Origin of the sequence: Polaribacter sp. Q13, from assembly GCF_016858305.2 — a bacterium.
In the GTDB taxonomy this organism is placed as follows: Bacteria; Bacteroidota; Bacteroidia; order Flavobacteriales; family Flavobacteriaceae; genus Polaribacter.
On record NZ_CP074436.1, the window covers coordinates 4,205,770 to 4,221,897 of the forward strand.

Sequence of the window (16,128 nt, forward strand, 5' to 3'; positions counted from 1 at the left end):
TACCAGGCAATTTTACGGTGTAATCTTTAATATCTATATAAAATTTTTTTCGCATTTATATTTGCTGCACACTCAAAGGTTTGTTTAATTATATTATTAATATTTAAAGTGTTTGCATTAGGTTTTAAGTTGGTTTTGTTGATGAGACCATATACTCCAAGTAAATCATCAACAACTATATTCTTTTGAGACTGATCTAGGTCAGTCACTTTAATATAAAGCATTTGTAAATTTGGGCAATAAAATTTTTCGAAATGGACAATTTAAAATATTATGAAAGTAAAAAGGAATTTGATGTATTTGTGGCAAGTACTTTTTCCGATTTAAAGAAGTACAAACAAGAAAACAAACAAGCAGATTTTAATAGCTTATTATTAACAGATTTATATGAAGTAAAGCACTACATTATTAAAAGATTAAGTACCGCCTTAACCAAAGGAAATTTACCTCAAGGAAAATATAAAGCGGATGATTTTATTAATCGATTATTTATAGAAGTTTATGACCATATTGATGAGGTTGAAAGTGAGAAACAATTATATCCTTGGTTATTTAAAAAAGCCAATGACTTATTAGATGATAAAATTGACGAAGAAGAGTTTGATGATTTCTTTCTTAAAAATATTGATACTTACACGCAATCTGAGTGGGATGAAATGGAAGAAAAATTTAGTACAGATGGTGGTGGAGATTTATTGATGATTGAAGAATTAGATGATATGTCTTACAACCATAATGACTATACATTAAACCATGTATTTATAGAAGATGACGAAAAAGATTGGATTGAAAAGATTGACAGAGATTTAAGTGCTAAAGACATTGAAAATCAAATTGCATTAGTACTACATCATTTACCTTTAGAAATACGAACCGTTTTTCAATTGTCTACTTTTAAACACTTAGAGTTGTTTGAAATAGCTCAAATAAGAAACATAACTACAGAAGATGTGAAATTACATTTAACTACTGCAAAAAAAGCACTTAAACTTAGTTTTATCAATAGATATCCTTTAAAATAAAAAATAGTTTTGTACGATGAACGACAAGGATTATTATAAAATATTAGGCTGTACTAAGAATACACACTTTTTTAAACGATTTTAAATTCTTAAAAAAAATTGTGTTTAATTATATAAAAAGTTTAAAAAAGTAAAAATCTATTCATGTAGATTTATTTGCAGAATGATATGGTTCTTGTAAAAAGGAATTGGTTAGAGTTATAACACAGCAGATATAAAATTAAAGTTACATAATAATTTATTATTATTATATTCTAGGAAATACAATGAGGCTGATGCTATTCATAATTTTAAGGATTTTTATAACAGTTTACAGATGACGCATTTGGCAAGTGATTTACTGGATAAAGGGCTGTCTCCAAAACAAATTTTAGAAGCAGTGGTTCTGGCTATAAAAATTGCAAATGCATCAGGTATTGAAACAAATGCTCATTTTATGCCCATTTTTAGTGGAATAAACCAAAGCATTGTACAAGATTGTAAACTCTCTCACCTAGGCTACGGTTTGGTACTTATGAATGCAAATGCAAACCTGCCTATTGTTGGTGAATTTCAAGTAGCTATTTTAAATACTTATCTAAATAACAGGACGATGTGAAAAGACGAAGTTTAATAGTTTATGATATCTAATTCATTTATTACTATCTGCAGACCAGATGCTAAATATGATGCGTTTTCTGCAGCTTTTTTCTAGGCAATAGAATTGTATTATGCCATTTAGTTTCACTAAACTTTTTGTTGTATCAATTATAATTGCGTTAGCTTTAATATCTGTTACACTGACTCCTTGAACTTACAAATTATTTTATTTTTTAAAGATTTAATTGTTTTCTAAATTCATGTTATAAGTGCAACATGAATATTAAAAACTATTTTAAAAAATTTGGATTTTTAAAAGCTGGGTTAGGATATTTATAAAACCCTTCACCAGTAGAAACACCCAATTTATTTTTATCGATATAGTGCTCTTTTAAGTAGGCTACGGTTTTTATTTTTAAAGGATCTTTAGTTTTGTTGGCTGCTATTTTATCAATATTATAGGCTGTTGTAATGCCAACAATGTCTAGAATAGCAAAAGGACCTAATGGAGCACCAGTTGCTTTCATCCAAGTTTTATCTATTGTTTCTGGCTTAGCAACTTCATTTACTAATAAAGCAGTTGCTGCATTTATTAATGGTACTAATAGTGAATTTAAAATATAACCAGGTTGCTCTTTATATAAAGGCAAAGGCAACATACCAATTGCTTTGGCAAAGTCAATAATATCATTAAAAATTTGGGGGTTGGTAGTTGCATGCCCCATAATTTCTGCTGTATTATGAATCCATACCGTATTGGCAAAATGTAAAGCTAAAAACTTAGAAGGTCTTCCGGTAGATTCTGCAAATTGACTAGGTAATAGTGTTGAAGAATTTGTTACAAAAACTGTTTTTTCTGGGGCTACTTTTGCTAGAGTTTTATAGAAATCTATTTTTATTGCAGGATTTTCTGGAACCGCTTCAATGAGTAAATCTGCATCTTTTACAGCTTCTGCTAAATTTGAAGTGTATTTTAAGTTTCGATGTGTTTTATCAATTTGTCGCTGCGTTGCTTTTAAGTCTTTTTTATAGGCTTCACCCAAATTGTTGAATTTGTTTTTTGCTTTCTCCAAATTTTCATCTGTGATGTCATAAACAGTTACACAAAATCCGTGAAATGCAGTTTGAAATGCAATTTGATAACCCAAAACACCGCTTCCTGCTACAGTTATATTTTTATAGTTCATTTTTATATTTTTTTTGTTGATTTTTCACACAAACTTCTTCCAGATGAACAGAAGTATTCCATTCTAAATTTAAAACGGATTTTTTAGCAAGGTATGTATCACTAAAGTTGTCTTTAATTTTAACCATTATCAGTAACTATAAAAAACAGAGATTAAGAGATTCCTAAAATTACTTAATCTCTGTTTTTTTCAAATTTCCAATTAAAAAAAAACATCCTTTTTTCTAATCTTTTAAAGAACCAATTCGTTTTTTTGTTTTAATGCGTAGTTATCTTTTAAAGTCATTGTACTATCAAAATCATAGATATTTAGAACTCCTGTTTGTACTTCTACTTTTGAAATTTCTGAAGCAGGAATATTTAAAATTTGAGTCATTAATGCTCTAATAGAGTTTCCGTGAGCAGAAACAAGTACGGTATTCCCCTTTACTAATTCTGGTACAATAGCTTCAAAATAATATTCAACGGCTCTTTGTTTGGTATCTTTTAAAGATTCCGTTAGTGGTAAATTAGAAGTATTGACTTTTTTGTATTTCGGGTCTAATTTTGGATATCTATCGTCATCTAATGATAATGCAGGTGCGGAAGCACTATAGCCTCGTCTTACTTTCCAGAATAGGTCTTCGCCAACTTCTTTTCTTACTTCGTCCTTATTTCTTCCTTGCCAAGCACCATAATTTCGTTCATTTAGTTTCCAACTTTTAATGAAATCTATTTGCGTTAAATTGGCTGTTTCCAGAATAATTGAAGCAGTTTTAATAGCTCTTTTTAAATAAGATGAAAAGCAAATGTCTATAGCGATGTTTTTGTCTCTAATAAGTTCGCCTGCTATTTTTGCTTCTTCAATACCTTGATCTGCAAGGTCTATATCTGTCCACCCTGTAAATATGTTTTCTATATTCCAGATGCTTTTTCCGTGTCTTACTAGAATTAATTTTCCCATTATTACTTCATTTATAGATTGTTTAAATCTTTATTATCAATTCACAATACCTTTGCTTAGAGTATTCTGTAATTGATATAATTTTTCTTCTTATCTTTTTTACTTTTTTATTATTCTTTGATTAGAAAATGTGTAATGATTTACATCCTCAAAATTAGTTTGTAAAATTTGTGTACCTAATGACCTAAGTCAGTATGATGAAAAAATGTTGCATTTATTTTAATAAATAAGAGATTAGAAAATAGTTAAAAATAGAAAGAAGAATCATAGGTTCTTTTTTGATCAACAACACTTTTATTAGTATCTATTTTAAAAAAGGACAACCCAATAATTCCTTTTAGGTTTTTACATATATTCTTCAAGAAATCTAAAAAAATCTTTTTTAAGTTGGGTGTAAATATTTCTTTGATTTTCCATTTTATTTCTAAACTCAACATGTTTTTTAGCTAATTGAGTATCTAAGGCATCTTTATTTGTCTTGCTTTGTGCAGCAATACGTGTTTCATGTTCTTCAATAATTTCTTGTAAATCTTCTATGACAGCTTCGTGAAGAACAAATTCATTTTGAAAATGTTCTAGTTTTGCAAGTACATCTTTATCTGTCCAACGAGATACGAGTTCACTTAATCTTCTGTTAAAAGATTTTAATTCATCTTCCCAAAAAGCAAGTTCTCGTTTCCAATTTATATGCTCAAAATGCATGTTTTCGTTATATAAAATTTTAGTTTTCATAATGTTGTTGTTTTAAAATTCTAGATTTCAAAGGTTGCATTTTAGTCAGAAATTCAAAATGATACAGGTCATTTTAAAGGTTTATTTAATTATTTTCTAGTGTTACAGTCTAAAATAATGAAAAACTAGTAGATTTAGAGCTTATTAGTTAAGCCCGTTTAGTGTATTTGCTAGACCAAGAAGGCTTTCACCATCTAGGTTTTATCCGAATAGCGTAGCATAATTATTCGTTATGTATATATTCCATATAATGCTATTTATTACGATTTATTGTTTAGCAATTGTTTCTATTTAAAGAATAGAATTTGGGCACGAATTATACTATAGAGCTAGCTGTTCATTATAATTTAAATCTTAATAATATCCGTAGGTGTTTCAACCAAAATAGTAATATCGCCACGTATTGCTATAGGCTGTTTCATAATTTCAGGATTGTGTTGTATCATTTTAATCCAGTCGTCTGTAGTTAAATTATGATGCTTAAAACGTGAGGTGTAAGCAGGGTGTTCTTGATTAACCAAGTCCGCTACTTCTAAATGCAATCTATCTGCAAGTTCTACAATTTGAGTACCAGTAAGTTTGGTTTTTAAAATATCTATCTCTAGAATCTCTAATCCTTCTGCTTTAGCATAAACTAATGTTTGTTTTGCTCTAACAGATTTTGAACTATAGAATATGGTAATTTGTCTGTTTGATGTAGCTATTTCTCCCATGATATTAAATATTATTTTTTATTTTCTCTTCTTCTAAATAATGTTTTAATATTTGTTTCAAACTTTCTAAATAATCTTGCATCACTGTTTTATCCATGTAAGGATGTTTGCTTACAGGTAAAGTGATAGGGTTTTCATCTAAAGAACGATATAATTCTGGGTAATTCGTTTCAATATTAGTAGTTAGTTCTGTAATTTCCTGTAATATGTTCTGTGAATTTTTCATAATAAATATGTATTTTATGTGAACGTTTTACTCATCTTTCAAAACACCAATAGAATGTAATTTAGCAACTTTTCGATTAAGTAAATAGCCAAAACTAACACAGATAATGTAGATAAGTCAAAGCCAATAAGGATAGAATATATAACTGTTTTTATGCCAATTTATCGCGTCCGTTCGGTAATCTATCTTTTAAATCACTAAAAAAATATGCTACACATATTGGATTAAATCTTAAAATAATAAAAAAAGATACAGAGGATCTAACCATCAAGTTGTGCTAATAAAATATCAATATAATGCTACTTAGATTTTATACAAATTTAGGGTTACTCTCTTTTTTGTAAAATGATGCAGGTCATTGTGTAAATTTTTAAATGGAAATAATTTTAAAATTCATAATAAAACGGCATCATTAAAAAAGGTGTTTTTATCAACCTTTATAAAGAAGTATAACTATAAAGAATCTAATTTAAAAGGGTGAAGTTAGGAGACTTATCTAGTGGTATCTTAATATAGAAAGATGCTTAAAAAAAAGAAGCATTTTATTTCTAACTCATTATAAATTCATTATTCAATTAAAATAAAAAAACTTTAGTATTTTTATGGCTTTATTAAACTTCTATATGCCAATGTTAAAAAAATATTGTTTCGCATTTTTGCTAACATTTTTTAGTACAATTAACTTTTTTTCTCAGGAAAATGAAATTGAGTATGCAAATAAAATTACTATTTCTGATGGTTTGGCACATAATGGAGTAACCTCTGTTTTAAAAGATAGTAATGGTTTTTTATGGATTGGTACCTACGGAGGCATCAATAAATATGATGGTTATAAATTAGTAACTTTTAAAAATACTATAGATAAAGATATTCTTACAAGTAACAGAATACGAGCTATTGCAGAAGATAGTAAAAAAAACTTATGGATTGGTACAGACCAAGGAATTACAATCTATAAATATTCTCAAGAGAAATTTAAAAAACTATATTCTAATAAACTTGCAGGTAAAGATAACAACGGGCCAATTATAAGAAAGGTTTTTATAAATAAAAAGAACGATAAGGTATACTGTTTAACCGAGGGTAATGGGGTTTTTCTATTCGATGAAAATTATAAGTTTATAAATCAGTTTGTTCCATTAATGAAGGAATCTAACCATTTAAAATTTTATGATGTTTTAGAATTAAATAATGGAAATTTAGTTTTTGCTACTTCAAGTGGATTGTACTTATTTAACGTAGAAAATAATAGTTTTCAAAAATTATTATCATCAACAATAAACAGTGCTAATGCAATTATTAGAATCACCGATTCTCAATTATTAGTAAGTCTTGAAAACGGAATAGCTGTAGTAAATTATAATCAAAAAAGTAATCAATTTAATTTAGAAAATACCATACTTAAAGAGAATCAGTTTAATAGTTTAAGAATAGATGATAATGGAGATTTATGGTTAGGGACTCTAAATAAAGGAATCATAAAAATTAATGATGTAAAAGCGGTAATTGGCAGTAAAGATATCAATCATCTTAAAAAACATTATTTTAATGATAATACAGATAGACTTAGAATAAGTAGTATTATTTCTTCTTCAAATAATATTTGGGTTGGTACTTTTAATAAAGGTTTGTATGAATTCGATATTAAAGAAAACCCTTTTAAGAAGTATAATAAAGGGATGAATTATAAGTATGGTATTACTTCTAATTTTGTTACAAATATTTCTAGTTTAGATAGTATAAGAGCTTATGTTTCTGCTACTTTTGGTGGTATAGGGTTGTTTAATTCCGTTACTGGGAAATTTGAATCTTTGCCTTTTCATATACCTGAAAAACAATTTTTAAATGTTTCATCTGTTTTTGTTGATTCAAGAAAAGATACATGGTTAAAAATTACTGGGATTGGTTTTTTTAGAGTGAAAAAAGGAGAAAAAAAACTAGAAAAAATAGAGAATGACGTTTTAAGTAATACTCTAAATGATTCTTTTAGATCTTATTCAGAAGATAAATTTGGTAATATTTGGATTGGCACCTCTCTAGATGTTTTTAAAATAGCGCTTAATAAATCTAGCAGTATTAAAAGTATAGAATCTCTTAACTCCAATCCTTTTTTTAATGCTAAAAAAATTGCATTAGCAAGATATGTATATTCAGATTATTTGAAAAATTATATTTGGATTGGCGCAGATTCTGATGGGTTGTTTAGAATAGAAAACAAAGAAAACACTCCTTTAAATAAGTTGAATATAAGTCAGTTTGTAAAAGATAAAAAGAATAAAAAATCTTTATCTAGCAATTTTGTTACTTCAATAGTAAGATTACCAAATAAAGAATTGTGGGTTGGTACAGAAAGTGGAGGTATCTGTAAAATTGAAGAAAAAGAAGGCGGTTTAGAATTTTTTCCATTCACAGAAAAAGAAGGACTCTCAAATAATGTAGTAAAAAGTATACAATATGATAATGATAATAGTTTATGGGTTTCTACAAATATTGGGTTAAATAAGTTCGATCTAAAAAGTAAAGTTTTTAGGAAATTTAATTTAGCAGATGGTTTACCCTTTGAAGACTTTTGGTTTTCTTCAGGTAAACTAGATAACGGAACGCTCTTTTTTTCTGGATTAGATGGTTTTTGCTATTTTAATCCTACTCAAATAAATGCTAAAGAAGAACTTCCTAAAGTTTGGCTAGAAAATTTTAAATTATTTAACCAAAAAATTAATCCAGGAGATACAATTAGTAATCAAGTAATTCTAAGTAAAAAACTGTCGGAATTAAACACAATAGAACTAAATCACAACCAAAATGTTTTTTCTTTTGATATTGTAAGTTTACATTTTTCTAATCCTAAAAATCATTCATTAAGGTATAAATTATATCCAATTAATAAAGATTGGGTAGAAACTTCTTCAAATAATAACACTATAAATTATAGTGGTTTGCAACCAGGAGAGTATGAGTTAAGTTATATGGCATCTAACTCATTAAATGAATGGACAACTCCTAAAAAACTTAAAATTGTAATAGTTCCTCCTTTTTGGGAAACTAACACAGCCTATTTTATATATGTATTGTTAATTATAATAATACTCTATTTTATAATCTTTATTATAACTAAAATTCAATCTTTAAATCATAATGTTGCCATAGAAAAATTAGAAAAAGACAATGTTAAAGAATTAAACGAATCTAAATTGCGATTTTTTTCTAACATTTCTCATGAAATTAAAACGCCAATCACGCTTATTTCTGGGCCTGTAGATGTCTTATTAGATAGGTATAAGAATAATCTTGATGTTTCCGAAAAGTTAGGTTTGGTGAAACGTCAAACAAAAAAAATTAAACAATTAGTAGATCAAGTTCATGATTTTAGAAGGGCTGAAGCTAATTTGTTAAAAATGAATTATTCGAGATTTAATTTTAATATCTTTTTACAAGAATTAGCCAATGATTTTATGTTTTTAGCAAATAAAGACCAAAAGAATTTTGAGCTAATTGCAAAAAATAAAAATATTATTGTTTCGGGAGATAAAAATAAAATAGAAAAAATTTGCAATAACTTAATTAATAATGCTTTTAAATATACCAAGGCAGGAGATGCTATTAAGATTGAATTTAGTTGTAATGAGAAAGACTTAATTGTTTCTGTGTCAGATACAGGTATGGGAATAGATGAGGTAGATTTAGAACATGTTTTCGAAAGATTTTATCAGTCGGAATTTACACAAAAAGAACATATTGCAGGGTCTGGTATTGGTTTAGCTTTTTCAAAAAAATTAGTAGAAATGCATTATGGCTACATTAGTGCAACGAGCACGGTAAATGAAGGAACTACCATAAGTTTTCAGTTACCAATTGTAAAACAACAAGTGGAAGAAGATGAAGTTTTAGATAAAAAAACGGTAGCACTACCAAAAGAAAAAGAAATAATAATAGACAAACAAATTCTAGATGAAGCAAATTTAACAAACGTAAATGTAAGTGCAGATTTTACGGAATCTTTAGTTTTTTACGCAGAAGATAATTTAGAAATGAGAACGTATGTTACGGGTATTTTGTCTAAATATTTTACTGTTAAGGCTTTTAGAGACGGACAAGAATGTTTAGATGCATTAGAAAATAATTGGCCAGATATTGTAATTAGTGATGTGCAAATGCCTAATGTAAACGGTTTAGATTTATGCATAAGTATTAAATCTGATTTAAAAACAAGTCATATACCAGTTATTTTATTAACAGCCTTAACAGATATAGAAGATCATGTTAGAGGTCTTAGAGATGGTGCAGATGCATATATAAAGAAACCTTTTAATGTACAACGTTTAATAACAAATATAGAAGCATTACTTAATAATAGAAAACAATTAAGAGAAAGATATCAAGTTGGTATTCCGTTAACAAAAGAAAACAACAAGAATAATAGAAACGATAATGCTTTTTTAGAAAAGTTGTATAGTATAATGGAAGAGAATCTAGACAACCAAGATTTTGACATTAATACACTTGCTAAAGAATTGTATTTGAATAGAACACATTTCTATCAAAAAGTAAAAGTATTAACCAATCAAACTCCATTTGAGCTCATAAAAATGTATCGTTTAAAAAAGGCAGCACAATTTTTAGTACATCAAAAATTATCTGTAAATGAAGTGTTTTTAATGACAGGTTTTAAAAGTAGGACGCATTTTACCAAAATTTTTAAAGAAAAATACAACGTCTCTCCAAGTAAATATGCTGCGGAGAATGAAAATAAACTTTCTTAATAAATAATAAATTTAGTTATTTTAAAGTGTTGCCAATTAGTTGGTAACACTTTTTTTGTGCTTTATTTAGATTTTATTGAATGAATAACTAGCATTAATATCAAATACTTTTTAAGTAAGGGTATTATGTATTAATAAGAGCTTTTTACGCAAACACACATTTCTTTTACTTATAAAGACGAAAAATGATAACCTAAGTGCTTAATTGCCAAAGTATTTTAACCTATGGATGTTAATTAAGGATAGAATAAAGGTAATTTAGAGTAATAATAAGGTAAGTTTTTAGAATTAAAAACAAAACTTCATGTTTAGTTTTACAACAATTAACAATTAAATCAAATTTAACAATTATGAAAAAAAGAATACTTAAGAAGTCATTCGTTTTACTTGCTATCTTAGGATTAGCTAGTTTTAATATGAATGGGCAAGAAACATTTAGCGGTGGTTTAAATGGTTGGAGCGTTGCGTATGGTAATGCTACACTAGTTAGTCATAACGCAACTGAAGGAGTTACAGGAGACGGTGCACTTGTGCTTACAAGAGCTAATAATAATTCTAATTTTGGTTTAAATCCTGCTGGTATAGATGCAGATACTAACAAGCGTATTAGAATCGTTTACAAAAATGAAACCTTTGGAACATCTTTTCGTGTTCAAGGAAGTCAAGATACTGGTAATGAAGTTCCTTTAAGATTGAGTCAAATTTCTTTCCCTATAGCTGCTGGTTCTGCTGGTAATGGTACTTGGCAAACAGCTATTATTGATATGTCTGATGCAACTAATTGGTCTGGAACAGTAGAAAACTTAGATATTTTAGTTAGAGCAAATTACGGAGCTACAGAAGGTTCTATTTATATAGATGAAATAGAATTTCTACCTGCAGCTGCTCCTGTTGTAACAATAGCATCTCATCCTGGTGTAAGTGGTGTAGATGATGGTTCTGTAATGAATTGGGAAGACACCACAACGTGGATTGATGGAGTTGTGCCTACAGCTTTAAACAACGTAATTATAAACGGTAAAGTAGTAGTTAATTCAGATGTAACTGTTGCAGACCTTACTTTAGTGGCTTCAGATAGTGGAACTCCTGGTGCTGACGCTCTTGTTGGTAGTCCGGTTTCTTTAAATGTAAAACCAGGAAGCTCTTTAACAGTAGATGGTGCTGCTATAACTAAGAATAATGTGTTTGCAGTTTCTAATGCTACTACTTCAGGGAGTTTAATTTTTAATGGAACTATTTCTGGACAGATACAATATTATAAATATGTTAATGCAACACCAAATAACGATTTAATTGCGTTTCCAACTGAAGAAAACGTTGGAAATGATGGTTCGTTTGATGGTTTTATGGATAATAGTGAAAATGATGCGAAGATATATAAGAACCCGGGAGATGATTCAGTAAGATTGTTTGGGCCTTTTGATAATGCTATTTCTGGAGGTAAGTTCGTAAATTATGATTCAGATATTCCTGGAGACCTAACAACAGCAGTATTGGCAGCTAAAGGATATAGAATTGCACGCGTTTCTGGAGGTACTCTTAGATTTAAGAAAAACTCTTTTAGTAATACTTCACCTTTAACAATTCCTCTTACAGATGAATCTGGTACAAATTCAACTTCTGGTGAGTGGAATTTAGTAGGTAATTCTTACCCAGCTTATATGAACTTTACATCTTTCTTTAACAGTAATAGTGGTCAGTTTGATGGCACAGGTGCTGTTTACGGTTATAATGGAGATGGTACATTTACAGAATATAACTTAGCAGCAAAACCAGTAGATGATAAAATTGCACCATTACAAGGTTTCTTTGTAAAGGTAAAAGCAGGTGGAGGTACATTAACATTAAATCCGGCTTGGAGAGAATCTGGTACGCAAGACGATTTTATTGCTGCAAAAACAGCTTCAAATAAAGCTTTGACTAAAATAAATTTAAGTGATGGAACTAAAACGTATTCAACTAGAGTATATTTTATGGATAACACAACAAAAGGATTAGATAGGGGGTATGATGCTGGTGCCTTCTATGCGCAATCAAAAGGTCTTTTTACGCATTTTGTTGAAGGAAGTAATGCAGATGCTTTAGCAATACAAGCGTTACCTTATTTAGGTATGAATGACATATCTATTCCTTTAGAAATTAAAGCAACTGCAGGTACTAAATTGGTGTTAAGTATAGATGCTGTTAGTTCAACATTACCAAGTAATATTAATCTGTATCTAGAAGATTCTGTAAACAATACACTAACGTTATTAAACACTAGTGACTTTAAAATTACTGCAGATTCAGATTTAAAAGGTGTTGGTCGTTTTTACTTAAGATCTTCTGCATCTGTATTGTCTACAGAAACAGTTTCTTTAAATAAATTAGAAATATATACTGTTGATAAAGCTTTATCTATAAACGGTAGTTTACAAAATAATGCTAAAGTATCTGTTTTTGATATTCAAGGAAGAATGGTTATTACAAAAAAATTAGATGTAAGTATTACTTCTAATAGCCTTAATGTATCTAGTTTGAATACAGGGATATATGTAGTTAAGGTTTATAATGGGAAACAAACAGAAACTAAAAAAGTAATTATTAAATAATTGTTTAGAGCAACTGATTAACCTTTAAAATATATAAAATGAAAGAAACAAAACTAAATAAAGATAATATTACTCGTAAAGAAGCTCTTAGTAAAATAGGTAATTACGGTAAATATGCAGCTTTAACAGCATTAGGTACCTATATGATTTTAAATCCACAGAAAGCACAAGCTCAGTCACCTCCAAGTGATGTTAATCCTGCAGGTGGTTTCTAAGAGAAAGAAATATTGCTTATTATTTAAAAACCGTTACATATTTATGTAGCGGTTTTTATGCTTTAAAACCTTCATTTTACGTTCGCATACGTTAAATATATCTACAGATACAATTATACAATTTTAAATCACTTACTTTATAGTAAGTTTAAAACTTACTATAAATGAATCAAAATATAAAAAAATATTTATTGGTGGTTACTGTGTTGTTCATCAGTTTTAACTGTTCCTCAAATAAAGTTCCTACAACTAAAAATAATAAAGCAATAGTAAATATAGAAACCGATTTCACCATTTTAAAAGTAAGAACAGCTATTGATAATGGAAGTTCTTATATTGTAGCAAGTAGTTACGAAGGTACTTTAATTGGTGTGTCTTACACCGGAAAAACACTTTGGAAAAACACGTTATCTGGTTATATGAATCATGATATTTGGATACGTGATTTAGATAATGATGGTACAGATGAAATATTAGCAGCAAATGCAGATGGTACTGTGTATTGTTTAGATTCAAAAGGACAATTATTGTGGAAGTTTAAAAAGAACAGTGCACCAATGTATGCCGTTACTGCCATTAAAAAAGACAATAACATGTATGTAGTTGCTGGTGGTTTAGATAAAAGTATCTATTATTTAGATACAAAAGGGAAACTTATAAAAGAGATTAAATCAGAAACATACTCCATCGAAAAATCAAGAAAAAGTAAGGGAGAGAGAGTTCCAGAAAAAAGTGAAAGTGCTGCTAATTTTATCAGAACTATTCAGAATAAAGATAACACAGAAACATTGGTGGTTTTAGGCACAAATAATCACATGAATGTTGTGGGAACTTTATACTTTTTTAAACCTTTAGGAGATTTACCTTTTAAGAAAATGCCTATTAAAGCAGGTAAAAATATAAAAGGTAAATTAAGAATTAGACCCATTGGAGATTTTAAAGTGGTTGACATCAATAATGATGGAAACAAAGAAATTCTTTTAGGAGCCTCTGCACATGCTAATGATTTGTTAGTATCTACCTATAGTATTTTAAAAGATGAATTTAGTTTTAATAGGATAAAAAAAGTATCCTTTGGGTATGATATTGCGCATTCTGAAATTATCAAACAAAACGGAGAAAACACGTATCTAACAAGAGTAGGGAATCAAATACATTTATATAAAGCCAATTCTTTAGAAAAAGATGTAGAAAGATTGGTTGGTAAATATGCGTATAATGATTTATGGAAAGATCCTAAAACGAATAAAATAATTTTAGCAAGTGCACAAAGTGGAGGTAGCGAAATTCATATTATTGATACAAGTGTTAAAAGCTGGAAAAAAGAGTTCGAGAATTTAGAACCGAATGGAAAAATAGCTTCAATTTTAAAGAACACAAAGGCAATTAGAGAAGATTTAAAAAATTACACAAAACCTAGTTTTGAAAATAAATCGCAACGTGTTTATTTTATGACGGAAAAGGTGCCAAATAATTTATTAGGTTTAAAAAATAAGATTTCAAATAACTACGATTCTCCAATATTTTTGAATTCTATGTATTTAAGAAATGTAGAAAAATGGGATAGATCTAAAGTGACCAACGAGAAATATAAAAAATCTAGAGATAGAAGAAAAAAATATACTTTAACACAAAAGGAGTCTATAGATTTAATTACGAAAGGGTATGAAGGTGAACCAGGTATTGCTTATTGGGCAGGTCATGGTAACGATCCTTATATGTTTCAATTAAGTACTACAGAAGCTATTATTGATAAAGCAAATGGAAAAAAGACGGTTTTAATTTATCCGGAGATGGAGGATCATTCAGAAAATTTAACTTTTTTGGTAAATGATTTAGCGTATCCTTTAGCCGAATATGCAAAAGGTAAAAATACCACCATATTTTTAAGGTCTAAACATGTTTCTTGGTTGGGTAGTAATTATCAAAAACCTTGGGCAAGGTTAATGTCGGGCGAATTTGCAGATGTTTTTGTGCCTTCTATGGAAGAAACTACAGACAAATCTATGGAACTTAGTTTGGCAGGTAGAACGGGAATGTGGGCAAGTGGCGCGGTAAATTCTTGGGGAACACGCTCTGTTCCAGATAACACTTCTTTTGATAGAGCAAGACAATTAGGCTACCAAAGATTGCCAAATCATTTTTTAAGAATGTTAATTTTTCATACCTCAAACGGAGCGCAATTCATCAATAATTTTGCCGTAGATCAAGATTATTTAAGTGTCTATTGGGAGTTGATTGCAAAAGGAGCTTTGTATGTGCCAAAGAGAAACGAGATTTTAAGTTTTTCTCCCGTTCATGTAAGTATGAAAGCACCCGATCATCATTTTTTAGATGATGGATCTAACGTAAAATGGAATGTTTTTTATGATGAAGAATTTGAGAAAAACAATCCTTTTGTGATGAGTAGATTAAATGGTTCTTGGCCAGCTGCTCCGGTTACAGATTGGGATTTTTCTAGATATGCAGCAGGTGTAAAAGAAAGAAGATTAAATTTCTTGGCTCCTTACCAAAATGGATTGGTAATGATTACACCTCCACAAAATGGTGTTTTTGCAGATAAAAATGCACCAAGAGGTAAGTTGGTAGATCATTTACATCCGTTGTATAAAAATATCATGAAAGAATATATTACTGATGGACGTAATTATTATTCAGCAGACGGAAAACAAACTTTTAAAGCAGATGAATATTACAAAGTAATAGAAAAAGATATAAAGGAAAGTGCTAAAAAGTTACCAATAACTGTTGGTGGTGATGTGGCTTGGGTAGTTGCACAAGTTTCTCCAAAACACCTAAGATTAACAATTTTAGATAACGGATATATCAATCCAGAACAAAGTACAGCAATTGTGAATTTTAATCACATCAAAATAAAAAAGTTGACAGATGTTTTGAGTAAAGAAGAATTTAAGGTAGAAAATTCACAGACAAAAATAAATATTCCTCTAGGGAGTTTTCGATTTATAGATGTAGAGTTAATTGAAGCGTTGTAGAAAGAAATTATTGACAGATACAAGAAATGTATCAGCAAAAACAAAGAGAACAGTAATCCTTATGAACTTTACATAAGCATAATGGAGTACTCAAAAGAAGAGGGTCTGTTTTTTAAAATGATGATAATTATACCAATTTGTGCAATACTCTTTGTGGTTATAAAC

General features: G+C 28.9%; 11 protein-coding genes. 6 read left to right on the forward strand and 5 right to left on the reverse strand.

Going from position 1 to position 16,128, the window contains the following annotated elements:
* Positions 1-254: 254 nt before the first annotated feature.
* Positions 255-1,022 carry a sigma-70 family RNA polymerase sigma factor gene (locus tag JOP69_RS17825; protein WP_203393528.1) on the forward strand — a complete coding sequence of 256 codons (768 nt, stop codon included), beginning with the start codon at positions 255-257 and terminating at the stop codon, positions 1,020-1,022.
* 316 nt (positions 1,023-1,338) lie between these two features.
* A complete protein-coding gene (locus JOP69_RS17830; protein ID WP_203393527.1) occupies positions 1,339-1,620 on the forward strand; it encodes a hypothetical protein in 282 nt (93 codons plus the stop codon).
* A gap of 271 nt (positions 1,621-1,891) precedes the next feature.
* Here JOP69_RS17830 and JOP69_RS17835 read toward each other — a convergent pair whose 3' ends face one another.
* The 5 genes from JOP69_RS17835 to JOP69_RS17855 form a co-directional block, all read right to left on the reverse strand.
* Positions 1,892-2,788 carry a 3-hydroxyacyl-CoA dehydrogenase gene (locus JOP69_RS17835; protein WP_203393526.1) on the reverse strand — a complete coding sequence of 299 codons (897 nt, stop codon included), beginning with the start codon at positions 2,786-2,788 and terminating at the stop codon, positions 1,892-1,894.
* A gap of 231 nt (positions 2,789-3,019) precedes the next feature.
* Entirely contained in the window at positions 3,020-3,730 is a 711-nt protein-coding gene (locus JOP69_RS17840) for a 2,3-diphosphoglycerate-dependent phosphoglycerate mutase (protein WP_203393525.1), read from the reverse strand.
* Positions 3,731-4,075: 345 nt separating this feature from the next.
* A complete protein-coding gene (locus JOP69_RS17845) occupies positions 4,076-4,462 on the reverse strand; it encodes a hypothetical protein (RefSeq protein ID WP_203393524.1) in 387 nt (128 codons plus the stop codon).
* Positions 4,463-4,809: 347 nt separating this feature from the next.
* Positions 4,810-5,175, reverse strand: coding sequence for an arsenate reductase family protein (locus JOP69_RS17850; RefSeq protein WP_203393523.1), 366 nt, complete (start codon positions 5,173-5,175; stop codon positions 4,810-4,812).
* A gap of 4 nt (positions 5,176-5,179) precedes the next feature.
* On the reverse strand, positions 5,180-5,401 hold the full coding sequence (locus JOP69_RS17855) for a hypothetical protein (RefSeq protein WP_203393522.1): 222 nt from the start codon (positions 5,399-5,401) through the stop codon (positions 5,180-5,182).
* A gap of 602 nt (positions 5,402-6,003) precedes the next feature.
* On the opposite strand from JOP69_RS17855, the gene JOP69_RS17860 reads away from it, so the two are divergent.
* From JOP69_RS17860 to JOP69_RS17875, 4 genes are all read left to right on the forward strand, one after another.
* Positions 6,004-10,161, forward strand: a complete 4,158-nt coding sequence (locus tag JOP69_RS17860) for a hybrid sensor histidine kinase/response regulator transcription factor (RefSeq protein ID WP_203393521.1) — start codon at positions 6,004-6,006, stop codon at positions 10,159-10,161.
* A gap of 350 nt (positions 10,162-10,511) precedes the next feature.
* A complete protein-coding gene (locus JOP69_RS17865; RefSeq protein ID WP_203393520.1) occupies positions 10,512-12,752 on the forward strand; it encodes a T9SS type A sorting domain-containing protein in 2,241 nt (746 codons plus the stop codon).
* Between the two features lie 38 nt (positions 12,753-12,790).
* Positions 12,791-12,967, forward strand: coding sequence for a hypothetical protein (locus JOP69_RS17870; protein WP_203393519.1), 177 nt, complete (start codon positions 12,791-12,793; stop codon positions 12,965-12,967).
* A 164-nt stretch (positions 12,968-13,131) separates the two neighbouring features.
* Complete coding sequence (locus JOP69_RS17875) at positions 13,132-15,963, forward strand: hypothetical protein (protein WP_203393518.1); 2,832 nt, start codon at positions 13,132-13,134, stop codon at positions 15,961-15,963.
* Positions 15,964-16,128 lie beyond the last annotated feature (165 nt).